Origin of the sequence: Rhodanobacter aciditrophus, assembly GCF_050026795.1 — a bacterium.
In the GTDB taxonomy this organism is placed as follows: Bacteria; Pseudomonadota; Gammaproteobacteria; order Xanthomonadales; family Rhodanobacteraceae; genus Rhodanobacter_A.
Genome location: NZ_JALBWP010000012.1, coordinates 1,050,687 through 1,074,648 on the forward strand (window position 1 = coordinate 1,050,687; position 23,962 = coordinate 1,074,648).

General features: G+C 67.8%; 20 protein-coding genes and 2 tRNA genes. 10 read left to right on the top strand and 12 right to left on the bottom strand.

Features of this window, described 5'->3' with window-relative positions; genetic code table 11:
• Position 1: 1 nt before the first annotated feature.
• The 3 genes from ACQGNW_RS17935 to ACQGNW_RS17945 all read right to left on the bottom strand — a co-directional run bounded on the left by ACQGNW_RS17935 (position 2) and on the right by ACQGNW_RS17945 (position 2,023).
• Positions 2-451 carry a CopD family protein gene (locus ACQGNW_RS17935; protein WP_426664741.1) on the bottom strand — a complete coding sequence of 150 codons (450 nt, stop codon included), beginning with the start codon at positions 449-451 and terminating at the stop codon, positions 2-4.
• 149 nt (positions 452-600) lie between these two features.
• Complete coding sequence (locus ACQGNW_RS17940) at positions 601-909, bottom strand: carboxymuconolactone decarboxylase family protein (protein ID WP_426664742.1); 309 nt, start codon at positions 907-909, stop codon at positions 601-603.
• A gap of 112 nt (positions 910-1,021) precedes the next feature.
• Entirely contained in the window at positions 1,022-2,023 is a 1,002-nt protein-coding gene (locus tag ACQGNW_RS17945; protein ID WP_426664743.1) for a zinc-dependent alcohol dehydrogenase family protein, read from the bottom strand.
• Positions 2,024-2,167: 144 nt separating this feature from the next.
• Here ACQGNW_RS17945 and ACQGNW_RS17950 point away from each other — a divergent pair, with 144 nt between their 5' ends.
• Complete coding sequence (locus ACQGNW_RS17950; RefSeq protein ID WP_426664744.1) at positions 2,168-3,019, top strand: LysR family transcriptional regulator; 852 nt, start codon at positions 2,168-2,170, stop codon at positions 3,017-3,019.
• A 72-nt stretch (positions 3,020-3,091) separates the two neighbouring features.
• On the opposite strand, the gene ACQGNW_RS17955 is transcribed toward ACQGNW_RS17950, so the two are convergent.
• Positions 3,092-3,166 (bottom strand) — tRNA-Val (locus ACQGNW_RS17955).
• Positions 3,167-3,249: 83 nt separating this feature from the next.
• The gene (uvrB, locus tag ACQGNW_RS17960; RefSeq protein ID WP_426664745.1) at positions 3,250-5,268 is read right to left on the bottom strand and encodes an excinuclease ABC subunit UvrB; all 2,019 of its coding nucleotides are present in this window, start codon (positions 5,266-5,268) and stop codon (positions 3,250-3,252) included.
• Positions 5,269-5,419: 151 nt separating this feature from the next.
• On the opposite strand from uvrB, the gene ACQGNW_RS17965 reads away from it, so the two are divergent.
• Positions 5,420-5,977 (top strand): GspH/FimT family pseudopilin, encoded by a 558-nt coding sequence (locus tag ACQGNW_RS17965; RefSeq protein WP_426664746.1) that lies wholly within the window; start codon positions 5,420-5,422, stop codon positions 5,975-5,977.
• 61 nt (positions 5,978-6,038) lie between these two features.
• On the opposite strand, the gene ACQGNW_RS17970 is transcribed toward ACQGNW_RS17965, so the two are convergent.
• The 7 genes from ACQGNW_RS17970 to grxD form a co-directional block, all read right to left on the bottom strand.
• Positions 6,039-6,115, bottom strand: a tRNA-Asn gene (locus tag ACQGNW_RS17970).
• A gap of 67 nt (positions 6,116-6,182) precedes the next feature.
• Positions 6,183-7,583, bottom strand: coding sequence for a nucleotide 5'-monophosphate nucleosidase PpnN (ppnN, locus tag ACQGNW_RS17975; RefSeq protein ID WP_426664747.1), 1,401 nt, complete (start codon positions 7,581-7,583; stop codon positions 6,183-6,185).
• A 188-nt stretch (positions 7,584-7,771) separates the two neighbouring features.
• On the bottom strand, positions 7,772-11,029 hold the full coding sequence (locus ACQGNW_RS17980; RefSeq protein WP_426664748.1) for a TonB-dependent receptor: 3,258 nt from the start codon (positions 11,027-11,029) through the stop codon (positions 7,772-7,774).
• A 196-nt stretch (positions 11,030-11,225) separates the two neighbouring features.
• Entirely contained in the window at positions 11,226-12,944 is a 1,719-nt protein-coding gene (gene olsF, locus ACQGNW_RS17985; protein ID WP_426664749.1) for a bifunctional ornithine lipid synthase OlsF, read from the bottom strand.
• 71 nt (positions 12,945-13,015) lie between these two features.
• Positions 13,016-13,615, bottom strand: coding sequence for a YhgN family NAAT transporter (locus ACQGNW_RS17990; protein WP_426664793.1), 600 nt, complete (start codon positions 13,613-13,615; stop codon positions 13,016-13,018).
• Between the two features lie 43 nt (positions 13,616-13,658).
• A complete protein-coding gene (locus ACQGNW_RS17995; RefSeq protein ID WP_426664750.1) occupies positions 13,659-14,429 on the bottom strand; it encodes an SDR family NAD(P)-dependent oxidoreductase in 771 nt (256 codons plus the stop codon).
• A complete protein-coding gene (grxD, locus tag ACQGNW_RS18000; RefSeq protein WP_426664794.1) occupies positions 14,426-14,752 on the bottom strand; it encodes a Grx4 family monothiol glutaredoxin in 327 nt (108 codons plus the stop codon). The genes ACQGNW_RS17995 and grxD overlap by 4 nt, the downstream gene beginning before the upstream one ends.
• Positions 14,753-14,862: 110 nt before the next feature.
• Between grxD and sodB the strand changes: the two genes are divergently transcribed.
• The 8 genes from sodB (at position 14,863) to bamA (ending at position 23,910) form a co-directional block, all read left to right on the top strand.
• On the top strand, positions 14,863-15,441 hold the full coding sequence (sodB, locus tag ACQGNW_RS18005; protein ID WP_426664751.1) for a superoxide dismutase [Fe]: 579 nt from the start codon (positions 14,863-14,865) through the stop codon (positions 15,439-15,441).
• Positions 15,442-15,578: 137 nt separating this feature from the next.
• Entirely contained in the window at positions 15,579-16,298 is a 720-nt protein-coding gene (gene pyrH, locus ACQGNW_RS18010) for a UMP kinase (protein ID WP_426664752.1), read from the top strand.
• Between the two features lie 69 nt (positions 16,299-16,367).
• Positions 16,368-16,925, top strand: a complete 558-nt coding sequence (gene frr, locus ACQGNW_RS18015; RefSeq protein WP_426664754.1) for a ribosome recycling factor — start codon at positions 16,368-16,370, stop codon at positions 16,923-16,925.
• A 238-nt stretch (positions 16,926-17,163) separates the two neighbouring features.
• Positions 17,164-17,901: a polyprenyl diphosphate synthase gene (gene uppS, locus ACQGNW_RS18020; RefSeq protein WP_426664755.1), complete on the top strand. Its 738-nt coding sequence runs from the start codon at positions 17,164-17,166 to the stop codon at positions 17,899-17,901.
• A gap of 2 nt (positions 17,902-17,903) precedes the next feature.
• Complete coding sequence (locus tag ACQGNW_RS18025) at positions 17,904-18,722, top strand: phosphatidate cytidylyltransferase (RefSeq protein WP_426664756.1); 819 nt, start codon at positions 17,904-17,906, stop codon at positions 18,720-18,722.
• Between the two features lie 15 nt (positions 18,723-18,737).
• Positions 18,738-19,913 (top strand): 1-deoxy-D-xylulose-5-phosphate reductoisomerase, encoded by a 1,176-nt coding sequence (locus ACQGNW_RS18030; protein ID WP_426664757.1) that lies wholly within the window; start codon positions 18,738-18,740, stop codon positions 19,911-19,913.
• 37 nt (positions 19,914-19,950) lie between these two features.
• Complete coding sequence (gene rseP, locus ACQGNW_RS18035; protein WP_426664758.1) at positions 19,951-21,297, top strand: RIP metalloprotease RseP; 1,347 nt, start codon at positions 19,951-19,953, stop codon at positions 21,295-21,297.
• A gap of 186 nt (positions 21,298-21,483) precedes the next feature.
• Entirely contained in the window at positions 21,484-23,910 is a 2,427-nt protein-coding gene (gene bamA, locus ACQGNW_RS18040) for an outer membrane protein assembly factor BamA (protein ID WP_426664759.1), read from the top strand.
• Positions 23,911-23,962: the final 52 nt, after the last annotated feature.

The window sequence follows — 23,962 nt, forward strand, 5'->3', positions numbered from 1 at the left end:
CTCAGAACGGCTTGGCCAGCACCAGGAAGATCACGCCCAGCAGCAGCAGCACCGGCAGCTCGTTGAGCCAGCGCAGCGCCTTCGTGGACGGCAATGCCCCGCCCCTCTCGCAACGCCTGATCATCCGCCCCGCCCACACGAAATAGGCCAGCAGCACGGCCACCAGGGTCAGCTTGGCGTCGATCCAGTGCGTACCGGCGGTCACGTCCGGCAGCGTCGACGGGAACAGGCGCCAGCCCTGCCACAGGGTCAGGCCGAACAGGAAGGCGATGCCGAACATGTTGTGGCCGAACTTGTACAGCCGCCGCCCCATCAGCAGCAGCCGCGCCTTCACCGCCGGCTCGTCGCCGGCCTCGGCAAGGTTCACCAGGATGCGCGGCAGATAGAACACCGTGGCCATCCAGGCGATCACGAACAGCACGTGGAAGGACTTGATCCAGAGATAGGTCATCGCGGAGCCTCTGCTGACGGAAGCATGCATTGTGGCGTAGTTGCCCCAGCCACCTCCAACGGCCCCGCCAGCGTCATGCATGGCCGGACCCTTCCGTACGATGAAACGGATTCTGTCCATGACACCGAAGAACCCGCCGATGACCGGGCCTACGCCGCCCGGCTGTGCTCGTCGCCCGCATCCATGACGCGGGCGGAATAGACCATGGCCGATCCGGCGCTGGGCGCCACGGCCACAGCCACGCCCAGCGCCTCGGCGATTTCGTCGCACGTCGCGCCAGCCTGCAACGCGTCGCCGGCATGCACGGTGATGCAACCATCGCGACGCGTCGTCACGGCCATTGCGAGCGCGATCATTTCGCGGGGCCTGGCGTCCAGGCGCTCCCGCTTTCCGGCCTGCGCGGAACAAGGTCTGGCTGCCTGCCAGCGTGCCGGGACTCGGTTTCCGGGCTCGCCCATGCGGCCGGGCAGTTCATTGCGGTATTCCGGCCATTTCCTCGCCAGGATGCCCCCGGAGTCGAGGCGAGGGCGGCCCGCCTGACGAGTGCACGGGCCACCAAGGTGGCGCACCTCAGCCGTCGATGTCGACCACGAGCTTGCCCTGCGCCTGCCGTTGCTCGATCAGCGCGTAGGCATCGCCGACGGTCTCCAGGTTGAACGTGCGCGCATCGAGCAGCGGCTTGATCATTCCCGCTTCGGCGAGCCGGGTGGCTTCGCGCAGGATCTCGCCGTGATGCGCCCGGCCCTCGCCGGTAAGCAGGGGCAAGAGTGTGAATACGCCGGAATAGGTCGCCGCACGGAAGGAGAGCGGCGCCAGCGCATGCGTCCCCCAGCCCAGCGAGCTGACCACGTGCCCGAAGCGCGCCACCGCCTTGAACGAGGCGTCCAGGCTTGCACCGCCGGCCGTGTCGAAGACCACGTCGAAACCACGGCCCTTGGTATGGTGGGCGACGTAGTCCTCCGCCTGCGTCCGTGTGTAATCGATCGGTGTCGCCCCGAGCTGCTGGACGATGCCGGCGCGTGCCGGAGCATCGGTGGCGTAGACCCGCGCATTGAAGGCACGTGCGATCTGGATGGCCATGCTGCCGACGCCGCCGGCGCCGCCCTGCACCAACACGGTGTGGCTCGCGCAGATGTGGGCACGGTCGACCAGGCCCTCCCACGCGGTGATGAAGACCAGCGGCAACGAAGCCGCTTCGCGCATGCTGAAATGCGCGGGCTTGAGCGCCAGCAAGTCCGCGTCCACGGCGGCGTATTCGGCCAGCGAGCCTTGCACGCCGCCCACGCCGCCGGTCATGCCATAGACCTCGTCGCCGACCCGGAATTTGCCGACACCGTCACCCACTGCCGCGACCACGCCGGCCAGGTCGATGCCCAGGATGGCCGGCAGCGGGTGCTGCGCATGTTCCGCAGCGCCGGCCCGGATCTTCAGATCCAACGGATTGATGCCGCTCGCGCGGATTCGCACCAACACCTGTCCGGCCCGTGGCACCGGCCGAGCAATGGAGGCCAGGCGGAACGGGGCTTCGTGGTTTTCCAACACGGCGGCCTGCATGGAGCGCGAAAGGGTCATGGCGGACTCGACTCTGCTGAGGAAGTGGCGCCAAGTTACGGCCATCAATTCCGTTTGGAAATCCAAATAATCGCATTTTGTTCATGCATAATTGCATGGAAGGTGGCATGTCTTTGCCAACCGGCCTGGCGAGAGCATCCCGTGATGGAATGGAGCGACCTGCGTGTATTTCTGGCCATCGCGCGCGAAGGCACGCTCGGCGCCGCCGCGCGCAAGCTCGGGCAGACCCAGCCGACGATGGGGCGGCGACTGCAAGCGTTGGAACAAGCGGTAGGACATACCCTGTTTCAGCGGACGAAAGCAGGCTTCGTGCTGACCGACGAAGGCACCGCCGTGCTCGGCCACGCCGAACACATGGAGGAAGAGGCGCTCGCCTTCCAGCGGCAACTCGCCGGGCAGGAAAAGCACCTCGACGGCATGCTGCGCATCACGTCGTCGGACTGGTTCGCCGAATACCTGCTGACGCCGGTTCTTGCCGATTTCTCGAAGCAGTATCCGCGTGTAGTGGTCGAGCTGCTGACCGATTCGCGCTTCCTCAGCCTCTCGCGTCGCGAGGCCGACCTGGCGTTCCGGATCAGGCCTTTCGACGAACCGGACGTCGTCTCGCGCAAGCTGCTGCACATGCCCTATGGCGTCTATGCGGCGGCGGATCATGCCGTGCCGCGTGCCGGCGACGGCACGGGCACGGGACTGGTCATGATGGACACAGCCTTCGGTGGCATGCCCGATGTCGCATGGCTGCAGCGAATGCTGCCGAATGCGCAGGTGGTATTCCGCAGCAACGCCCGCGCCGTCCAGGCGCAGATGTGCGCCCGCGGCGCCGGCATCGCGGTGCTGCCAAGACCTCTTGGGGACGCCATCGACGGGTTGCGGCGCCTCGACCTGGGCGAGACTCCGCCGACACGGGAAACCTGGATCGGTTACCACCGCGACATGCGGCGACTGGCCCGCCTGCGGGCGCTGCTGGACCTGGTCGTCGCACGCCTGGCGGATTGAGCCCGCCAGCAGCACGCCGATGGTTCACAAACGAAAAGGCCGGCGAGAACGCCGGCCTTTTCACTTCAATCTTGGTGGGCGGTACAAGGATCGAACTTGTGACCCCTACCATGTCAAGGTAGTGCTCTACCGCTGAGCTAACCGCCCGATTCGCACGGCAGCAGGCCGCGCGAGCCGCGCAGTATAGGCGACTGGCTGCCCCTCCACAAGCCGGGCTGGCCGGGGCGCGATCAGCGCAGCGCCTGCTCGCGCAATTGGTGGATCTGGTCGCGCAACCGGGCCGCGTCCTCGAACTCCAGGTTCTGGGCGTGCTTGTACATCTGCGCTTCCAGCTTCTTGATCGTGGCGGCGGCCTTGGCCGGGTCCATCGACTCGTAGCTGGCGACGGTTTCGGCCACGGCGCGCTGGCGGCCCTTGCCGCCACGACCGCGTGCCGGTGCCTCGCTGCGCGCCCCTTCCATGATGTCGGCGATGCGCCGCTGCACCGTCTTCGGGGTGATGCCGTGCGCGGCGTTGTAGGCGAGCTGCTTCTCGCGGCGACGGCCGGTCTCGTCCATCGCCGCCTGCATCGAGCGGGTCACCTCGTCGGCATAGAGGATCGCCTTGCCACGCACGTTGCGGGCGGCGCGGCCGATGGTCTGGATCAGCGAGCCGGTGGAACGCAGGAAGCCCTCCTTGTCGGCATCGAGCACGGCCACCAGCGACACCTCCGGCATGTCCAGACCCTCGCGCAGCAGGTTGATGCCCACCAGCACGTCGAACTCGCCCAGGCGCAGGTCGCGGATGATCTCGCTGCGCTCCACCGTCTCGATGTCCGAATGCAGGTAGCGCACCTTCACGCCGTGCTCGGAGAGGTATTCGGTCAGGTTTTCGGCCATGCGTTTGGTCAGCGTGGTGACCAGCACGCGGTCGCCCATGGCGATGCGCTTGTTCGCCTCGCCCAGCAGGTCGTCCACCTGGGTGCGCACCGGGCGCACCTCCACCTCGGGGTCGACCAGGCCGGTGGGGCGCACCACCAGCTCGACGATGGCGTCGCCGGACTTCTGCAGCTCGTAGTCGCGCGGCGTGGCGGAGACGTAGATCGCGCGCGGCACGCGCGCCTCCCACTCCTCGAAGCGCAGCGGACGATTGTCCAGTGCGGATGGCAGGCGGAAGCCGAACTCCACCAGGGTTTCCTTGCGCGAACGGTCGCCCTTGTACATCGCGCCCAGCTGCGGCACGGTAACGTGGGACTCGTCCACCACCAGCAGGCCGTCGGCCGGCAGGTAATCGAAGAGCGTGGGCGGCGGCTCGCCGGGCGCGCGCCGGGTGAGATGGCGCGAGTAGTTCTCGATGCCCTGGCAGTAACCCACTTCGGCCATCATCTCCACGTCGTAACGGGTGCGCTGGTCGAGCCGCTGTGCCTCGACCAGCTTGTTGTCGCGGTACAGCACCTCCAGCCGCTCCTTCAGTTCGTCCTTGATGGTGTCGATCGCGTTCAGCACGCTCTCGCGCGTCGAGGCGTAGTGCGTGCGCGGGTAGACCGTGTAGCGCGGCAGCTTGCGGATGGTCTCGCCGGTGAGCGGATCGAACAGCGAGAGGCCTTCCACCTCGCCGTCGAACAGCTCGATGCGCAGCGCCTCGGTTTCCGACTCGGCAGGAAACACGTCGATGATCTCGCCGCGCACGCGGTAGGTGCCGCGGCGCAGCTCGGTCTCGTTGCGGGTGTACTGCAGCTCGGTGAGCTGTCGGATCAGCTGGCGCTGCTCGATGCGCTCGCCCTTGGCCAGGATCAGGCGCAACGACAGGTAGTCCTCGGGGTTGCCGAGGCCGTAGATCGCCGACACCGTGGCCACGATGATCGCGTCGCGCCGCGACAGCAGCGCCTTGGTCGCCGCCAGCCGCATCTGCTCGATGTGCTCGTTGATCGAGGCGTCCTTCTCGATGTAGGTGTCGGACGCCGCCACATAGGCTTCGGGCTGGTAGTAGTCGTAGTAGCTGACGAAGTACTCCACCGCGTTGTGCGGGAAGAACTCGCGGAACTCGCCGTACAGCTGCGCCGCCAGCGTCTTGTTCGGCGCCATCACGATGGTGGGGCGCTGCACCTGCTGGATCACGTTGGCGATGGTGTAGGTCTTGCCGGAGCCGGTGACGCCGAGCAGGGTCTGCGCGGCCAGGCCCGCCTCGAAGCCCTCGCTGAGCCGGCGGATTGCCTCGGGCTGGTCGCCCGCGGGCTGGTAGGGTGCGACGAGTTCGAATCGATCGGACATGGCTGACGATATGCGGGCGGATGCCCGCATATTAAATCGTCGCTGCTGACAGGCCGTGTCAGCAGCCGACGACACCGCGCCCATCCGCCGGACGGCTGGTTGCGCCAGCGCGCCTTCCTAGCATGGCCCTTCCGCCCATGGGGAGCGCGTCATGGCGAAACGACAACCGCACGGCCGGCACGACAGACAGCTCGGCGTCACCCTGATCGAGCAGATCATGGTGGTGGCGATCCTCGGCGTGCTGGCGGCAATCGCGATGCCATCGCTGGCATCGCTGCTTGCGCGCAACCAGGTGCAGGTTGCGCAGGTGGAGTTCATCGCCGCCCTGCAGCATGCCCGCAGTACCGCGGTGTTCAGCGGCAGATCTACGCTGTTCTGCCCCAGCCGCGATGGCGCGCGGTGCAGCGGCGAGACGCGCTGGGAATCCGGCTGGCTGATCGGCCACGACACCACCCGCCAGGGCCAACCCGACGCGGCGCCACTGCGCGTCCGGGCCGGCTATGCCGGCATCGTCGTCCTCGGCGACAGCGGCCGCCGGCTGATCCGCTTCCGGAGCGACGGCAGCGCCATCGGCATGACCAATACCTGGCGCATCTGCCATCGCGGCCAGCCCGACCAGGCCCTGGTGGTGGTGGTCGCCAACTCCGGCCGTGTCCGTGGCGCGAAGGCCAGCCCGGAACAGGCTGCCAGTTGCGCCGCAGCGCAGTGAGCGCGACTGGTGCGGCACGAATGCGAAAAGGCCGGCATCGCTGCCGGCCTTTTCGTGTGTCTGGCGCCCGAAGTTGGACTCGAACCAACGACCCCCTGATTAACAGTCAAGTGCTCTAACCAGCTGAGCTATTCGGGCGGGAGCTGCGTAGTTTGTAGATCGGGCGGCGGCCTGTCAAGCCGCCAACCCCATCCCGCGCCCGCCGTCAGCCGGTGATCACGCGGTAGCACGGCACGTAGGCCGCGCCGCCTGGCAGCTTCATGCGGTGCTGCTCGACGAAGGCCTGCAGCAGCTTGTCCAGCGCCTGCATGATGTCGCGATCACCGTCGATATCGAACGGGCCGTTCTGCTCGATCGCCAGCACGCCCTCCTCCTTCACGTTGCCGGCCACGATGCCGGAGAAAGCGCGGCGCAGATCCGCCGCCAGCTCGTGCAGCGGGCGGCCATGGCGCAGCTGCAGGGCACGCATCGCCTCGTGCGTCGGACGAAACGGATTCTGGAACTCCAGCGGGATGCGCAGCGCCCAGTTGAAGAAGAACGCGTCCTTGGTGTCCAGCCGGTTGTTGCGCACCTTGTCGATGCCCCTGGCCATTGCCCTGGCCACTGCGGCCGGGTCTTCCACGACGATCTGGTAGTGCTGCGCCACCGCGTCGCCCAGGGCCAGCCGCAGGAAGCGGTCAATCTGCTCGAAATACGCCGCCGATTCACTGGGTCCGGTGAGAATGAGCGGGAACGGGATGCCCGCGTTCTCCGGGTGCAGCAGGATGCCGAGCAGGTAGAGGATTTCCTCTGCCGTACCCACGCCGCCGGGAAACACGATGATGCCGTGGCCCATGCGCACGAAGGCTTCGAGGCGCTTCTCGATGTCCGGCATGATGACCAGCTGGTTGACGATGGGGTTGGGCGATTCGGCCGCGATGATGCCAGGCTCGGTGACGCCGATGTAGCGGTTGCCGCGCCGTCGCTGCTTGGCATGGGCGATGGTGGCGCCCTTCATCGGCCCCTTCATCGCGCCCGGGCCGCAGCCGGTGCAGATGTCCATGCCGCGCAGGCCGAGCTGGTACCCCACCGCCTTGGTGTAGTCGTATTCCTCGCGCGAGATCGAATGCCCGCCCCAGCACACCACCAGGTTGGGGTCGATGTGCGGCCTGAGGATGCGCGCGTTGCGCAGGATCTCGAACACCGCCTGGGTCAGCGCGTCGGAAGGTTCGAGATCGCGGCAAACCAGTTCCAGCTGGGTGGACACGTAGACGATGTCGCGCACCACCGCCACCAGCAGCTCGTTGATGCCGCGGATGATCTGGCCGTCCACGAACGCCTGCGCGGGTGCCTTGCTCAGCTCGATCTTGATGCCGCGGTCCTGCTGCAGCACCTGGATGTCGAAATCCGGAAACTGTTCGAGGATCGCCCGCGGATCATCGCTGACCGTGCCCGAGGTCAGCACCGCCAGCGCGCAGCGGCGCAGCAGGCCGTGCAGGCCCGAATCGCTGGCGCCGCGCAGGCGCGCCACCTCATGGCGGGAAAGGATGTCCAGGCCGCCGGCGGGCGAGATGCGCGCGCTCACGGTGGCGTTGCGACCGGCAACGCCGGCACCAGCATCATTCATCAGTATCTCCATGCCACTGTCCCGCGGACACACGTCCGCGCGGATGCAGCAGCCCCGAAGCTTCCCGCCTCGGACGAAGCCGCGTCAAGACAAAGCGGCCGCGACGCCACCGCTTTGCAAGGGTCTGCGCCATAAAAAAACCGGCGTCCGAAAGGGCGCCGGTTCGTCAGGTCGAATGGCCTGCGCAATCAGAACGTGTACTTCAGTGTCAGCATGGCGGACCAGCGCGAGACGGTGCGGGTCTGGTTGCTGCCCGCGTCGTAGGTGGTCAGTGCCTGCGCCTGGTAGTTGCCGCTCTTGTCGGTGGGCAGGTAGTACACGTACTGGCCCTGGGCATTGACTCCGTCGTAGCCGGCGAGCGTGCGCGTACCGTAGACGGCGTAGCGCGTATCGCCCCACTTCTTGTCCAGCAGGTTCAGGAAGTTGTAGATGTCCAGGCGGACGATGCCCTTGTTGCCCTTGAACAGGCCGGGCACCTCCTGCTGGAAGGCCATGTCCAGTTCGTTCACCCACGGCGAACGGGCGCCGTTGCGCGAGGCGATCTGGCCGCGGTGCGCACTCAGGTACGAATCGCTGTTGATGAAATCCTGGAACTGCTGGATCACCTTCTGGCTCGCGCTGCCGTAGCTCACCTTCGGGTCGTTGACGGTCGGAATGTAGACCGGATCCTCGTAGGTGATGCCGTCGCCGTTGACGTCGCCGGAGAAGATCCAGCTGTACGGCAGGCCGGTATGGCCGGTGTAGAACGCCGAGACCGACGTCTTGTAGTCGCCGAAGAATGCATGCTGCCAGGTCAGCGACGCCTTCAGCACCTTGGCGATGTTGCGGTCGGCGGTGCCGGCCACTTCCTCGTTGGCGTTGGTGCGCACCACGTACTTGTAGCCCGAGGAAGCCTGCGAGCTGTTGCCCGGGTTCACCTCGGTGGTGTGGTTGAAGGTGAGGCTGACGTTGCCGAACCAGTCATTGGAGAACGGCTTCGACAACGCCAGGGTCAGGCTGTCGGCCTTGCCCTTGTGGGTGTTGGTCAGCAGGGTCGAGTACTTGTCGAACGCGTAGTTGCGGTAGTAGTTCGCGTCCTTGCTGGCCGTCTCGCCCGGGGTCTTCCAGTACTGCAGGCGGCCGTCCGGCAGCAGGATCGGATCGCCGTTGGCGTCGTGCGTCGGCGCGCCGATGTTGATCGCCTGGTAGTAGATGCCGTCACGCGTCTTGATGTGCTGCAGTTCGACCGAGCCGATCAGGCCCCACCACGGCAGCTCGCTGTCCAGCGCGAGGCTGGTCTTCCACACGGTGGGCAACCTGAAGTTCGGGTCGATGGTGTCGACCACGCCGCTGACGCTGCCGTTGCCGGACGGCCGGTTCTGGCCGTGCGGGTCGGGGCTGAACGGGGTCGTGGCCGGATCGAACGAAGAGTAACTCGCCACCGTCAGACCGTTGTTCTGGTACGGATTGGTCATCCACACCGTCGGCGGGAAGGTCTGGAACAGACCGAAGCCGCCGCGCAGCTGCATCATGCGCGTGGTGTTGAAGTTGTAGTTGAACGACAGACGCGGCTCCACCACGCGATTCCTGGAACCCAGCGTGCTGTTGTTCGGGAAGCCGAAGGCATCCTGGAAGGCGGCGTTGTACAGCGGCTTGTGGTCGGAATGCGGGATGTCCACGCGCACGCCGTAGGTAACCGACAGGTTGTTGTCGACCTGCCAGGTATCCTGCAGGAACGGGCTGTACTGGCTGTACACCCACTTCGCGGCCACGTCGTTGAGCGTGTAACCGTTGGCCGGCTGGTACAGGAAGTACGAGTTGTAGTCGCCGTTGGCGAAGTTGTTCAGGCCGTAGAAGGTGTAGGAACCGAACTCGGTGCGCCCGAACAGGTTGTAGATGTCGTCGCGCTGGTAGTCGATGCCGCCCTTGAGGGTGTGGTCGCCCAGGTAATAGGTACCCGCCAGGAACAGCGACCACTTCTTGGTCTGGATCGCGTTGTAGTGGCTGTACTGGTCCTCGCCCAGGTACACGGACGGGGCCTTGTTGGAGTTGCCCAGGTAGACCTGCACCTGCGGCTGGTCGGCGAAGCCCGCACGGTTCTGGGTGAATTTCTGGTAGCCGATCTTCGCCTCGGTGGAGAAGCTGTCGGACCAGTCGTCGAAGAACTGCAGGGCGGTGTTCTCGGTCAGGCTGTTCTTGGTGTACCAGTAGCTGCTCAGGCCGACCGTGTTGGAGCCGTTGCCCTGGATGATCGGCTGGCTTTCCTTGGTGCGCTGGTAGGTCAGGCTGGCGCGATGGTTGTCGGTGATGTTCCAGTCCAGCTTGGCCAGGTAGCGCTTGTCGTTCAGCGACACGCCGTTGCTGGTGAAGCTGCCCGGCTTCAGGCCCAGCCGGTTGGCGGTGTCGATCACCTTCTGCAGATCCCCGGGGGAGATGTTGTTGGAGGTCGAGGCGCCCGAGCCCAGGGAGGGGTCGAGGCCGTTGGCCGAATCAGCACCGATGCCGCTGGTCTGCTCCTTCTCCGCGGAGACGAAGAAGAACAGCTTGTCCTTGACGATGGGGCCACCCAGCGTGAAGCCGCCGGTCCAGTCCTTCTTGTACCCGGTGTACGAGTAGCCAGGATTGCTGCGGTCGAGCCAGCCCGCGTCGCCCACCATGCTGCTGGCGTTGCGGAACGCGTAGTAGGCCGAACCGTGGAACTGGTTGGTGCCCGACTTGGTGACCGCGTTGATGGCGGCGCCGACGGTGTCGGAGGACACGTCGTAATTGGCGGTCGAGATGTTGTACTCGGCGATGGTGTCCACCGAGATCGGCGAACCCTGGTAGGGCAGGCCGTTGGCGTTCAGGCCGAAGGGGTCGCCCTGGGTGATGCCGTCCACGCTGATGTCGTTGAAGCGGTTCGGCAGGCCGGCCATCGAGATCGAGCCGTCGCCCTGGTCGGAAACGTTGATGCGCGGGTCGAGGCGCGCGATGTCGTCGATCGAGCGGTTGCCTTGCGGGGTGGTCTCGAGCTGGCGGCCGGAGACGTTGGTCGACATGCCCTTGTTGTCCGGCGTGAACACCTGTGACAGCGCAGACGCCGACACCGTCACGGCGCTCAGGTTCTTGGCCTGGATGCCGGCGTTCATGGTCAGATTGATCGACGAGGCCTGACCGAGCTGCAGGTAGACGTTCTTCTGTTCGGCCTGCGCCATGCCGGCCTTGGACACGGTGACGTCGAACGGGCCGCCCACACGCAGGCCCTGCGCCGCATAGCGGCCGTCCGCGCCGGTGGTGGTGACCTTGGTGGTGCCCGACGGCTCGTGCACGATCTGCACGGTGGCGCCGGCAACCGGCTGGCCGCTGGCGTCGAGCACCCGGCCGCTGATCGAGGACGAAGTGTCCTGGGCAAGCACCGGCATGGCGGATGTGGCAAGCAGCGAGGCGATCGCCAGCGGCAGGACGCTGGCGCGGATTCGGCTGTTCATGGAGTTTCCCTCAAGTTCGCAACGAAATTTCTTGCGGACGAAACCGAACAGCGCGCTCCCCGGGCAGCCCGGGCGGACGAGCTCATGGTTTCCCCAGTGTTTTGGTCCGGCGATACGACGGTGGCGGGGCCATCCCGCCTGCCAATCAGTTGTTAAACGGACTTTAACGGCATTGTATGACAGTTTGGCAAATGCTTCACGCCTGCCGGACGGCCTCACCGAGATAACGGACGCGCTTGGCCGGCTTCAGACGGGCCAGCTCCAGCATCACCAGCCCGTCCACGCAACCCGAGAAGCCCGGATCCTCGCCGAAGTCCAGGAACTGCGCGCCGTCCGGCTCGACCAGCCCCACGTACTGGCGGTACAGCACCGGCAAGCTCACGCCCAGCGCGCCGAGACGGCGGTCCAGTCGATCGAGCCCCGCGTCGGCCGCCAACCCCTGCAGCTCCGCCTGTACACCGGCATCGACATCGGCCGATACCCGGAACGGCTGCTTCGCGGTGGCCAGCCCCGGCGCCCCGAAGTAGTGCCGGTGCGCGGCCACGATCCACTCGCGTGCCTCGTGCGGCAACTGCGCGGACAGGCTCACCGGACCGAACAGATAGCGCAGTTCGCCATGTCGCTGCAGGTACAGGCCGATCCCGCGCCACAGCTGGTCCAGCGCACGCGAACGCCAGTACGCCGGCGCGATGAAGCTGCGCCCCAGCTCCAGCCCCTGCGCCAGCCGCGATTCCAGCGCCGGCGAGTAGTGGAACAGGCTGGCACTGTAGAGGCCGGACAGGCCTTGCGCGGCAAGCACGCGCCCGCCGTGACCCAGCCGGTAGCCGCCCACGAGGCGCCAGGCCTGCGGGTCCCACAGCAGCAGGTGCTGGTAGTGCGCGTCGAAAGCGTCGAGGTCGCGTCGGTGGCCGGTACCCTCGCCCACCTTGCGGAAAGCCAGCTCGCGCAAGCGCCCCAGCTCGCGCTGCAGCGGCCCGTCGGCCAGCCCGTCGAGCAGCCACACCTGCTTGCCGTCGGGAAAGTCGCACAGTTTCTCGCCCTGCCGCAGTCCGGCCGCCACCAGCTCGGCCGGTTCGGGGAGCGCCAGCGGTGCCTGGCCGCCGAACACCAGGCCGCGGCGATGCGCCACACGATAGACGTGCCGGCGCATCAGGCGCGCGATCTGCTGCGGCGAACCGCCGCCGCGCCGTGCCAGCTCCTCGCAGTCGACCAGCGCGCCGATGCTCAGGCCCAGGCGCCGGCCCGAGACCAGCGCCTCGCGCGGCAGCATCGCGGTGCCCAGCGGCCGCGCCAGCATCGACATACCATAGAACGCCGCCGAATTGCGCGCGGCGATGTGCACCGGCAGCACCGGCGCGCGGTGGCGCAGCGCAAGGCGCGCGAAACCGTCCGACCAGCGCCCGTCGCGCACGCCTGCCGGCCCCAGCCGCGACACCTCGCCGGCGGGAAACAGGATCAACGCCTCACCGCGGTCCAGCGCGCGACACACCTCGCGCAGGCGCGAGCGCGCACCGCCGCCGAACACGTCCACCGGCAGCAGCAGGCCGCGCAGCTGCGGCATCGCCGCCAGCCAGTCGTTGCCCAGCACGCGCACGTCGCGGCGTACCGAGCCGACCACGTGCAGCAGCGCCAGCGCATCGGCCATCCCCAGCGGGTGGTTCGCCACCACCAGCAGCGGGCCGTCGAGCGGGACGTGCTCGCGCTCGCGCGGGTCGAGCCGGCAGCGCAGGCCCAGCATGTCGAGCGCGCGCTCGACGAAATCCAGCCCCTCGGCCGCGCCGAGGCGCCGCAGGGCGGCGTTGAAATCGTGCTCTCCGGCCAGCCCCGCCAGTGCTTCCGTCAGCGGGCGCCGCAAGGCGGGGCGCCCGGCCAGCCACGGCAAGCGTTCGACAAGCGTCCGTTCGATGCTGAGCATGATCGCCTCCACGCCGGGTTTGCCCCATCGTGGCCGGCGATCATGACAAGGCGGTTATGCGGCGCGGCGAATCAGATGTGCAGGTGCAGGTACGCGGCCACGCCGCCCAGGAACATCTGCACCGACAGCGCGATCAGCAGCATGCCCATCACGCGTTCCAGCGCGGTCAGCACGCTCTCGCCCAGCCAGCGGAACAGGTAGGTGGAGCACAGCAGGATCAGCGCCGTGGCCAGCCAGGCGCCGACCAGCGCGATCGCCCAGTCGGCGGTGCGGCCCGGCTGGGTGTTGGTGAGCAGCAGCAGCGCCGCCATCGCCGAGGGCCCGGCCACGCCGGGAATCGCCATCGGCACGATGAAGGGCTCGCCGCCGCCGGACTTGCCGAAGATGCCGCCGCCATCCGCCGGCGGAAACACCATGCGGATGCCGATCAGGAACAGCACGATGCCGCCGGCGATGCTGATCGAGTCGGGCTTCAGCTGCAGCAGGTTGAGCAATACCTGCCCGCCCACCAGGAAACCGAGCAGCACGCCCAGCGCGATCAGCAGCTCGCGCACCATCACGCGGCGGCGGCGCTTGGGCGGCACGTCCTTGAGCAGGCTGAGGAAGATCGGGATGTTGCCCAGCGGGTCCATGATCAGGAACAGCATGATCCCCGCCGCCAGGGTGGTCATCTGCGTTTCCATCAGCGCACCCCTGATTGACGATGGATGTCGGTCATGCCGTTTCCCGCAGGTCGAGCACGCGGCCGCGGGCGGGCAGGCCCTGCGCGCCGAGCAGCCAGACCATGGCGTCGGCGGTCGCGTCCGGCGGCGGGTGCTGCATCGTGTCCTCGCCGAAGTACGCCTGCCGGCGCAGCCGGGTGCGCATCGGCGCGGGCAGCAGCGCGTGCACGCGCAGCGGGCTCTCGTCGGTCTCCTCGTGCAGGATCGCGGCGAAGCGCTCCAGCGCCGCCTTCGAGGCGCCGTAGGCACCCCAGTGCGCGCGCGCCAGCCGCACCGGATCGTCCAGCACGAACACCACCGCGCTGTCCGGCGCCTCCTGCAGCAGCGGCAGGCAGGCCTGGGTGAGCGCGAATGGCGCGTTGACGTTGACGTGCATCGCGCGCAGCCAGTCGTCGGGCTTGTGCATGCCGATCGGGGTGAGTCCGGCGAAGCTGGCGGCGCAGTGCGCGATGCCGTCCAGCCGGCCGAAGTCGTGGCGCAGGCCGTCGGCCAGCGCGGCGTACTCGCGCGGCGTGGCGGTCTCCATGTCCAGCGGATGGATCACCGGCTCGGCCAGGCCTTCGGCCAGCATCGCGTCATATAACTGCTCCAGCTGACGCTTGCGCTTGCCGCTGATCACCACGGTGGCGCCGACGCGCGTCGCCGCGCGCGCCACCGCGCCGCCCAGGCCGCCGTAGGCGCCGGTGACCAGCACCACGCGGCCGGCCAGCGCGTCGCCGGCCGGCGTCCAGCCAGCGGGAAGTCGCACCGTCGGCAGCGTCATTCCTGCGCTGCCCCGGTCACGTCGCCGGCCATGCGCGCCAGCTCGCCGGAGGCCTGCAGGTCCACGATGATGTCGCAGCCGCCGATCAGCTCGCCCTCGATGAAGAGCTGCGGGAAGGTCGGCCAGTTCGCATAGTGCGGCAGTGCGGCGCGGATCTCCGGATCGGCCAGCACGTTCACCGCGTGGAACGGCGCGCCGGCCTGCTGCAGCGCCTGGGCGGCACGACTGGAAAAACCACACATCGGGAATTCCGGCGTGCCCTTCATGAAGAGCACGATCGGGTGCGCGGCGAGCAGCGATTTGATTCGCTCGTTTACGTCCATGGCTGGATGCTTCATCTTTACAATGCAGGCGGACCGGTATTGTATCAGTCGGCCATCGGCGGCCGTCGGCCGCCGCGATCCCTCTCCCAGCCAACCTCAAGGAGCCACTCATGGCGATCGAACTCCCCCCGTTGCCCTACGAAAAGAACGCGCTCGAACCGCACATCTCCGCCGAGACGCTGGAGTACCACTACGGCAAGCATCACCAGGCCTACGTCACCAACCTCAACAAGCTGATCGAGGGCACCGAGTTCGCGGACGCGGCACTGGAGGACATCGTCAGGAAGTCCTCCGGCGGCGTGTTCAACAATGCCGCGCAGATCTGGAACCACACCTTCTACTGGAACTCGCTGAGCCCGAAGGGCGGCAAGGAACCCGGCGGCAAGCTGGCCGACGCGATCAGCAAGGCGTTCGGCTCGTTCGAGAAGTTCAAGGAGGAATTCACCAAGTCCGCCGCCGGCAACTTCGGCTCGGGCTGGACCTGGCTGGTGCAGCGCCCGGACGGCGCGCTGGGCATCGTCAACACCTCCAACGCGGCCACCCCGATCACCGGCAGCGACAAGCCGCTGCTCACCGTGGACGTGTGGGAGCACGCCTACTACATCGACTACCGCAACGCCCGCCCGAAGTACCTGGAGGCGTTCTGGAACCTGGCGAACTGGGACTTCGCGGCGAAGAACCTCGCCTGAGTTTTCCCGGCACTGTAGCGAAGGGCGGGGCCGTCGCGGCCCCGCCTTTTTTGCACCCGGTAGCCGCGCCGCGCTCGCCGCACCTGGTCACAATCGCTACAATGCGCCGGTTTGCGCCAGCACAATCCGGAGACCCCATGAGCGACCAGCCCCAGTACCGCCGCATCCTGCTCAAGCTCTCCGGCGAAGCGCTGATGGGCGAGGCCGACTACGGCATCGATCCGAAGGTGATCGGACGACTGGCCGACGAGATCATCGAGGTACGCAGGGCCGGCGTGGAAGTGGGCGTGGTGATCGGCGGCGGCAACATCTTCCGCGGCGAGGGCCTGGCCGCGGCCGGCATGGACCGCGTCACCGGCGACCACATGGGCATGCTGGCCACCGTGATGAACGCGCTGGCGATGGCCGACGCGATCGAGAAGCGTGGCGGCTATGCCCGCGTGATGAGCGCGATCCAGATCCACGACGTGGCCGAGGACTTCATCCGCCGGCGGGCGATCCGCCACATCGAGAAGGGCCGCATCGCGCTGTTCGCGGCCGGCACCGGCAACCCGTTCTTCACCACCGACTCGGCCGCCGCGCTGCGCGCGGTGGAGATCGGCGCCGACCTGCTGCTCAAGGCCACCAAGGTCGATGGCGTGTACACCGCCGACCCCGCGCGCCACCCGGACGCCAGGCGCTACGACGACCTGAGCTACGACGAGGTGATCCAGCGCAACCTCAAGGTGATGGACACCGCGGCGATCGCGCTGTGCCGCGACCACGACATGCCGCTGCGCATCTACGACATGACGGTGCCCGGCAACCTGCTGCGCATCATGCGCGGCGAGCCGATAGGCACCCTGGTCCACAATTGAGCGCCCCGCCGGCCGCCGCGGCCGGCGCTGCTATACTCGCCGGCTGACCAGTTCCACCGGAAAACGCCCATGATCAACGACATCAAGACCGATGCCCAGACCCGCATGGGCAAGAGCATCGACGCGCTCAAGCACGAGCTCACCCGCCTGCGCACCGGCCGCGCCAGCACCGCGCTGGTGGACGGCATCAGGGTGCCCGCCTACGGTTCGGAGATGCCGCTGAACCAGGTGGCCTCGGTCGCCCTGGGCGATGCGCGCTCCATCATCATCACGCCGTTCGACAAGAGCCTGGTCGGCCCGGTCGAGAAGGCCATCCTGGCCTCGGACATCGGCATCACGCCGACCACCGCCGGCACCGTGATACGCCTCAACCTGCCGCCGCTCACCGAGGAACGCCGCCGCGAGCTGGCCAAGCACGTGTCGCATGAAGGCGAGAACGCGAAGATCGCGATCCGCAACGTGCGCCGCGACGCGATCCAGAAGGTGAAGGACCTGCTCAAGGACAAGCAGATCAGCGAGGACGAGGAGCGCCGCGCCGACGACGAGATCCAGAAGCTCACCGACCGCTTCGTGAAGGACGTCGACGGCGTGGTGAAGGCCAAGGAAGACGAGTTGATGTCCATGTAACGAGCCTCGCGGCGCAACCCGGGCAGACGGACATCCCCGACACCCGTGGCAACGAACCCGCGCGGCACCATGCGTCCCCCTCTCCCCGCCGGGAGAGGGCAAAGGGAGAGGGGCCAATCTTGCGACACCCTCGCGGCGCAATCCGCCCTGGGCTGCACCACGGCAGGCACCCGCCCCTCATCCGCCCCTCCGGGGCACCTTCTCCCCGGCCGGGAGAAACATCACTCCGCTCCGCACCATGACCTCCAGACCCGCCATCCCGCGCCATATCGCCATCGTGATGGACGGCAACGGCCGCTGGGCGAAGCTGCGCCACCGGCCACGCAGCTTCGGCCACAACGCCGGCCGCAAGGCGGTGCGCGAGGTGGTGGAGGGTTGCCTGCGCGAAGGCGTCGAGGCGCTCACGCTGTTTGCGTTTTCCAGCGAGAACTGGAAGCGTCCCGAGGAGGAAGTCGGTGCGCTGATGGCGCTGTTCGTGCGCGCCCTGGACAAGGAAACCGAAGAGCTGCACGCCCAGGGCGTGCGGCTGCGCTTCGTGGGCGACCTCACCGCATTCGACGAGCCGCTGCGCGAGCGCATGCAGGCGGCGATGGCGCACACCGCCGGCAACCGCAGGCTGCAGCTCAGCGTGGCGGTGAACTACGGCGGCCGCTGGGACATCGTGCAGGCCGCGCGGCAGGCCGCCGCCGCGGTGGCGCGCGGCGCACTGCGCCCCGAGGCGATCGACGAGGCCATGCTGGGCCAGCGCATGTGCCTGGCCGAGCTGCCGCCGCTGGACCTGTTCATCCGAACCGGCGGCGAATGCCGGCTCAGCAACTTCCTGTTGTGGCAGGCGGCCTATGCCGAACTGCATTTCACCGATACCCTGTGGCCGGACTTCGACCAGGCCTGCCTGCACCGGGCGATCGAGGACTACGGCCGGCGCGAACGCCGCTACGGTCGCACCGGCGAACAGATCGCCTCGGACAAGGGTTAAGCATGCTGTTCCAGCGCGTCCTCACCGCCTTGCTGCTCGCGCCGCTGGCGATCCTGATCATCTTGCTGCTGCCCACGCCGTGGCTCGCCGTGGTCGGCGCCGCGGTATTCCTGGGCGCGCAGGAGGAATGGTCGCGTCTTGCCGGGGTGCGGCAGGCCGCCGTGCGCGTCGCCGTGCTGGCGGTCGCCGCCGCGGTGTTCGCGCTGCTGTGGCTGGCGCATGCCGGCCCACTGACCTCGCTGGTGCTGGTGCTGGGCGTTGCCTGGTGGCTGCTGGCCTGCATGTGGCTGCGCCATTTCGCCTGCGGCGCGGCGCCGACACCGGAAAACCGCGCGTTGAAACTCGCGGCCGGCGCCTTCGTGATGTTTCCCGCCTGGATCGCCCTGGTCGCCCTGCACGGCCGCGCGCCGCACGGCCACTGGTGGATGCTGCTGGCGCTGGTGATCGTGTGGGCCGCCGACATCGGCGCGTATTTCAGCGGACGCGCGTTCGGCAGGCGCAAGCTGGCGCCGCAGATCAGCCCCGGCAAGACCCGCGCCGGCGCGTATGGCGCGCTGGCCGCCGGCACCCTGGTGTGCCTCCTGGGCGGCTGGCTGCTCGGCGTGCGCGGCGGCGACCTGGCCGGCCTCGCCGTGCTGGCCGTGCTCACGGTGGCTGCGTCGATCGTGGGCGACCTGCTGGAAAGCCTGATGAAGCGCCATGCCCAGGTGAAGGATTCGGGCAACCTGTTCCCCGGCCACGGCGGCCTGCTGGACCGGCTGGACAGCGTGTTCGCGGCGCTGCCGGTGTTCGCGCTGGGCCTGCGGTTGCTGGGGCTGTGACGTGAGGCCGTCGCCATGAAACGGGTCGCGGTACTCGGCGCCACCGGCTCGATCGGCGCCAGCACGCTGGACGTGATCGCGCGGCATCCGGACCGCTTCCGCGCCAGCGTGCTCAGCGCGCACCGCAACGTGGCAGCGCTTGCCGAACTGTGCGCGGCGCATCGCCCCGAACTCGCGGTGATCGCCGACCCCGCGCTGGAAGGCGAACTGGCGCGCCGGCTCGCCGCCGCCGGCGTGCGCTGCGCGGTGGCCAGCGGCCACGCCGCGCTCACCGCCGCCGCATCCGGCACGCTGTGCGACACCGTGGTGGCGGCGATCGTGGGCGCCGCGGGCCTGGACTCCACGCTCGCCGCCGCGCGCGCGGGCAAGCGCCTGCTGCTGGCGAACAAGGAGTCCATCGTGCTGGCCGGCCCCCTGCTGCTGCAGGCGCTGCACGAAGGCGGCGGCGAGCTGATCCCGGTCGATTCCGAACACAACGCGATCTTCCAGTGCCTGCCCGGCGGCCGTCCCGACCTTCGCGGCAGCGGCGTGCGCCGCCTGATCCTCACCGCGTCCGGCGGCCCGTTCCGCGGCCGCACGCGCGCCGAGCTGGCGGCGGTGACGCCGGACCAGGCCTGCAGGCACCCGAAGTGGTCGATGGGCCGCAAGATCTCGGTGGACTCGGCCACGCTGATGAACAAGGGCCTGGAGGTGATCGAGGCGCACCACCTGTTCGGCGCGCCAGCCGACACCATCGAGGTGGCGGTGCACCCGCAGAGCCTGGTGCACTCGCTGGTGGAGTACGTGGACGGCTCGGTGCTGGCCCAGCTCGGCAACCCCGACATGCGCACCGCGATCGCCCATGCGCTGGCCTGGCCCGAACGCGTGGAGTCCGGCGTGGCGCCGTTGACTCTCGCCACCTGCGGCGCCCTCGAATTCGAGGCGCCGGACCTGGACACCTTCCGCTGCCTCGCCCTCGCCTACCAGGCGCTGCGCGCGGGCGGCGACGCGCCGGCGATCCTGAATGCGGCGAACGAGGTGGCGGTGGAGGCCTTCCTCGCCGGCGCCCTGCCGTTCCTGGCCATCGCCGAGGTGGTGGAGGGCGTGCTTGCGGAACTGCCGCCGCAGGCCGTGGTCGATGTGGAGTCTCTGGTCGCGCGCGACGGGGAGGCGCGGGCCGCGGCCCGGCGCCAGTTGCGGCGCGCTTGCTGATATCCTGTCACCGATAGATTTTCTGCCACGGCGCTTGATGACTTCCTTCTTCGGCTCGGTGTTCTGGTTGCTGGTCACGCTGGGCGTGCTGGTGACCTTTCATGAGTTCGGCCATTACTGGGTCGCGCGCCGCTGCGGCGTGAAGGTGCTGCGCTTCTCGGTGGGCTTCGGCAAGGCGGTGTGGAAGCGTATCGGCCGCGACGGCTGCGAGTACCAGATCGCCGCGATCCCGCTGGGCGGCTACGTGAAGATGCTGGACGCGCGCGAGGGCGTGGTGCCGCCGCAGCTGCAGGCCCAGGAGTTCACCGCCCAGCCGGTGTGGAAACGCATCCTGATCGTGCTCGCCGGCCCCGGCTTCAACCTGATCTTCACCGTGGCCGCGTTGTGGCTGATGTTCATGCTGGGCCGGCCCGACGCGGCACCGATCGTCACCGCGAAGCCGCAGAGCATGGCGGCGGTGGCGGGCGTCCAGCCGGGCGACCGCATCCTCAGCATCGACGGCCGCGCCGTGGCCACGTGGAGCGACTCGCTGGACGCCGTGGCCAATGCCCTGCTGGACCGCACTCCGCTGCCGCTGACCGTGCGCGACCCGGACGGCACGCAGCGCCAGTTGCTGCTGCCGCTGGACCGTTTGCCGCCCGACCAGCCCATCGACCGATACCTCACGACCCTGGGCCTGGAGCTGGCTCCGCCGCGCCCGGTGGCCGCCACCGTGCTTGCAGGCAAACCCGCGGCGCTGGCCGGCATGCAGGGCGGCGACCGCATCCTCAGCATCGACGGCAAGCCGGTGCCTGATTACGAGGCGGTCGGCAAACTGGTGCGGCAGGACGCGGCGGTGTCGCCGAAGCTGGCGATCGTGGTCGAACGCAACGGCAGGACCATTCCGCTGGAAGTCGTGGCCAGGTACGAATCGCTGCAGGGCCAGCCTGCCGAGTGGGTGATCGGCATCAGCGCGCCGCCGCTGGAAGCCGCCACGCTGCGCTACGGGCCGCTACGCGCACTGCACGAGGCGCTGGCCGGCACCTGGCGCAACGTCACGCAGACCTTCGGCATGATCGGCAAGATGCTGACCGGCGAGGCCTCCACCAAGAACCTGTCCAGCGTGATCGGCATCGCGCAGACGGCCAACGACATGGCCCACATGGGCCTGGCCTGGTTCCTGCAGTTCCTCGCCATGGTGTCGCTGAGCCTGGCGGTGCTGAACCTGCTGCCCATCCCCGTCTTGGATGGCGGCCACCTGCTGTATTACCTTATCGAGTTGGTCAAGGGCAGCCCGCTCAGCGAGCAGGCCATGGCGATCGGCCAGTACATCGGCCTGGTGCTGCTGTTCAGCCTGATGGGCCTGGTGTTCTACAACGACATCCATCGCCTGCTGCTGTCGTGACGCCGATGATCCGCGCCCCGGGTTCGTCGACGCCGCAAACGTTCGTGCCGGCCGCGCCATCGCGCGGTGGCTTGCTGCATCCGGTGCCCCTCGCGGGCACCCGTTCTTTCTCGCGGCCGGACACCGTCCTGCCGCGTGCCTTGATCGGGCCGGCGGCCTGATCGAAACCATCCACCGGAACCGACGATGAAGCGTATCGCCGCCCTGCTGCTGCTTGCCTCCCTCTCCGCCAAGGCGCTCGCCTTCGATCCGTTCGTGATCTCGGACATCCGCATCGACGGCCTCAGCCGCATCTCCGCCGGCACGGTGTTCAACTACCTGCCGGTCAGCCGCGGCGACCGCATGACCGACGCCGTGGCGCAGCGGGCGATCCGCGCGCTGTACCAGACCAAGTTCTTCAGCGACGTGGAAATGGAGCGCGACGGCAACATCCTGGTGATCAAGGTGACGGAGCGGCCGTCGATCGCCAAGCTCACCATCCGCGGCAACAAGGACATCAAGACCGACGACCTGAAGAAGGGTCTGAAGTCGATCGGCCTGGCCGAGGGCGAGACCTTCGACCGCCTGGCGCTGGACAACGTGCAGCAGGAACTGATCCGCCAGTACTACAACCGCGGCAAGTACAGCGTCTCGGTGATCCCGCACGTGGTACGGCTGGAACGCAACCGCGTGGCGATCGACATCGAGATCCGCGAGGGCCAGGTGGCGAAGATCAAGGAGATCAACATCGTCGGCAACCATGCGTTCACCGACAAGCAGATCCGCGACGGCTTCGAACTGGGCACGCCGAACTGGATGTCCTGGTATTCGAAGAACGACCAGTACTCGCGCGAAAAGCTCTCCGGCGACCTGGAGAAGCTGCAGTCCTACTACATGGATCGCGGCTACGCCGACTTCGGCATCGATTCCACCCAGGTGACGATCGCGCCGGACAAGCAGTCGATGTACATCGCCGCCGACGTGAAGGAAGGCGAGATCTACAAGGTTTCCGACGTGCACCTGCTCGGCACCCTGGTGCTGCCGGAGTCCACGCTGCGCCAGCTGGTGTTCGTCAAGCCGGGCGAGGTGTTCAACCGCGGCGCGATCGAGGCCAGCACCAAGGCGATCAAGGGGCTGCTGGCCAACATCGGCTACGCCTACGCCAAGGTCACGCCGTACCCCAAGCTGGACAAGGCAAAGCGCACGGTCGACCTCACGCTCTACATCGAGCCCGGCCAACGCGTGTACGTGCGCCGGGTCATCTTCGAGGGCAACACGCGCACCGAGGACAACGTGCTGCGTCGCGAGATGCGCCAGCTCGAAGGCTCCTGGTACTCGCAGGCGGTGATCGACCGCTCCAAGATCCGCCTGCAGCAGCTCGGCTACTTCAAGAAGGTCGACATCGACAAGAAGCGTGTGCCGGGCTCCGAGGACCAGGTGGACGTCACCGTCAAGGTCGAGGAGCAATCCGCCGGCAGCCTGCAGTTCGGTGTCGGCTATTCGCAGTACTCGGGCATCATCCTGTCCGCCTCGGTGTCGCAGCGCAACCTGTTCGGCAGCGGTGACAGCGTGTCGGTGAGCGGTGAGCGCAGCAGCTACTACACCCGCTTCGACGTCAACTACTACAACCCCTACCTCACCGACAACGGCGTGGGCATCGGCTACAACGCCACCTACTCCAAGACCGACTTCGGCAACGTCAGCAACAGCGAGTTCGCGAACTACTCCACCAGCCAGAGGGCGTTCTCCACCTACCTCGGCATCCCGATCACCGATTTCCAGAGCATCCGCGCCGGCCTGGGCCTCAGCAGCAACAAGATCAACTCGCTCCCCGGCTACACGCCGCAGCAGCTGGTCGACTACCAGAACGAGATCGGCAACTACACCATCCACTCGACCATCGGTACGCTGGGCTGGAACCTCGACACCCGCAACGGCTACTGGGCGCCCACCCGCGGCGGCGTGCTGTCGCTGAACTCCGAGGTGGCGCTGCCCGGCTCGACCGTGAAGTACTGGAAGCTGACCGGCGAGGCAAACCACTACTGGCCGATCGGCCACGGCTTCGTGCTGTACCTCGACGGCCAGGTGGGCTACGGCAAGGCCTACGGCCAGAACGGCATCAGCGACGCCGCGTTCGAGCAGCTGAAGGCCGCCTATGCCGCCAACGGCCAGACCCTGACCGACATGCGCAACGATTTCCCGTTCTGGGAAAACTTCTACTCCGGCGGCGTGCGCGACGTGCGCGGCTTCCAGGACAACACGCTGGGCCCGCGCATCTGCTCCGGCACCGGCACGCCCGACGCCAGCGGCATCTGCAACGGCAGCTACTACTCGTACTCGCAGCCGATCGGCGGCGCGTTCAAGGTGCTCGGCACGGCCGAGCTGTACCTGCCGCTGCCCTTCCTCAAGGACGTCAACACCGCACGCGTCTCCTGGTTCGTCGACGTGGGCAACGCGTACAAGAACTGGCAGAGCTTCGATGCCAGCACGCTGCGTGCGTCCACCGGCCTGTCGCTGCATTGGCAGGCGCCGATCGGCCCGATGATCATCAACTTCGCGCTGCCGTTCCGCACCCAACGCGACGACGGCCATTACGAGGAACGTATCCAGTTCACCTTCGGCTCCACGTTCTGACGAAGCCGGCCACAGGCGGCGTACCAGCGAAAAGCGCGGCCTGCCGCGCTTT

What these genes read in the sequence shown, in the direction of transcription:
- ACQGNW_RS17935 (WP_426664741.1), bottom strand. Translation starts at nt 451, where the DNA reads ATGACCTATCTCTGGATCAAGTCCTTCCACGTGCTGTTCGTGATCGCC.
- ACQGNW_RS17940 (WP_426664742.1), bottom strand. Translation starts at nt 909, where the DNA reads ATGGGCGAGCCCGGAAACCGAGTCCCGGCACGCTGGCAGGCAGCCAGA.
- ACQGNW_RS17945 (WP_426664743.1), bottom strand. Translation starts at nt 2,023, where the DNA reads ATGACCCTTTCGCGCTCCATGCAGGCCGCCGTGTTGGAAAACCACGAA.
- ACQGNW_RS17950 (WP_426664744.1), top strand. Translation starts at nt 2,168, where the DNA reads ATGGAATGGAGCGACCTGCGTGTATTTCTGGCCATCGCGCGCGAAGGC.
- uvrB (WP_426664745.1), bottom strand. Translation starts at nt 5,268, where the DNA reads ATGTCCGATCGATTCGAACTCGTCGCACCCTACCAGCCCGCGGGCGAC.
- ACQGNW_RS17965 (WP_426664746.1), top strand. Translation starts at nt 5,420, where the DNA reads ATGGCGAAACGACAACCGCACGGCCGGCACGACAGACAGCTCGGCGTC.
- ppnN (WP_426664747.1), bottom strand. Translation starts at nt 7,583, where the DNA reads ATGAATGATGCTGGTGCCGGCGTTGCCGGTCGCAACGCCACCGTGAGC.
- ACQGNW_RS17980 (WP_426664748.1), bottom strand. Translation starts at nt 11,029, where the DNA reads ATGAACAGCCGAATCCGCGCCAGCGTCCTGCCGCTGGCGATCGCCTCG.
- olsF (WP_426664749.1), bottom strand. Translation starts at nt 12,944, where the DNA reads ATGCTCAGCATCGAACGGACGCTTGTCGAACGCTTGCCGTGGCTGGCC.
- ACQGNW_RS17990 (WP_426664793.1), bottom strand. Translation starts at nt 13,615, where the DNA reads ATGACCACCCTGGCGGCGGGGATCATGCTGTTCCTGATCATGGACCCG.
- ACQGNW_RS17995 (WP_426664750.1), bottom strand. Translation starts at nt 14,429, where the DNA reads ATGACGCTGCCGACGGTGCGACTTCCCGCTGGCTGGACGCCGGCCGGC.
- grxD (WP_426664794.1), bottom strand. Translation starts at nt 14,752, where the DNA reads ATGGACGTAAACGAGCGAATCAAATCGCTGCTCGCCGCGCACCCGATC.
- sodB (WP_426664751.1), top strand. Translation starts at nt 14,863, where the DNA reads ATGGCGATCGAACTCCCCCCGTTGCCCTACGAAAAGAACGCGCTCGAA.
- pyrH (WP_426664752.1), top strand. Translation starts at nt 15,579, where the DNA reads ATGAGCGACCAGCCCCAGTACCGCCGCATCCTGCTCAAGCTCTCCGGC.
- frr (WP_426664754.1), top strand. Translation starts at nt 16,368, where the DNA reads ATGATCAACGACATCAAGACCGATGCCCAGACCCGCATGGGCAAGAGC.
- uppS (WP_426664755.1), top strand. Translation starts at nt 17,164, where the DNA reads ATGACCTCCAGACCCGCCATCCCGCGCCATATCGCCATCGTGATGGAC.
- ACQGNW_RS18025 (WP_426664756.1), top strand. Translation starts at nt 17,904, where the DNA reads ATGCTGTTCCAGCGCGTCCTCACCGCCTTGCTGCTCGCGCCGCTGGCG.
- ACQGNW_RS18030 (WP_426664757.1), top strand. Translation starts at nt 18,738, where the DNA reads ATGAAACGGGTCGCGGTACTCGGCGCCACCGGCTCGATCGGCGCCAGC.
- rseP (WP_426664758.1), top strand. Translation starts at nt 19,951, where the DNA reads ATGACTTCCTTCTTCGGCTCGGTGTTCTGGTTGCTGGTCACGCTGGGC.
- bamA (WP_426664759.1), top strand. Translation starts at nt 21,484, where the DNA reads ATGAAGCGTATCGCCGCCCTGCTGCTGCTTGCCTCCCTCTCCGCCAAG.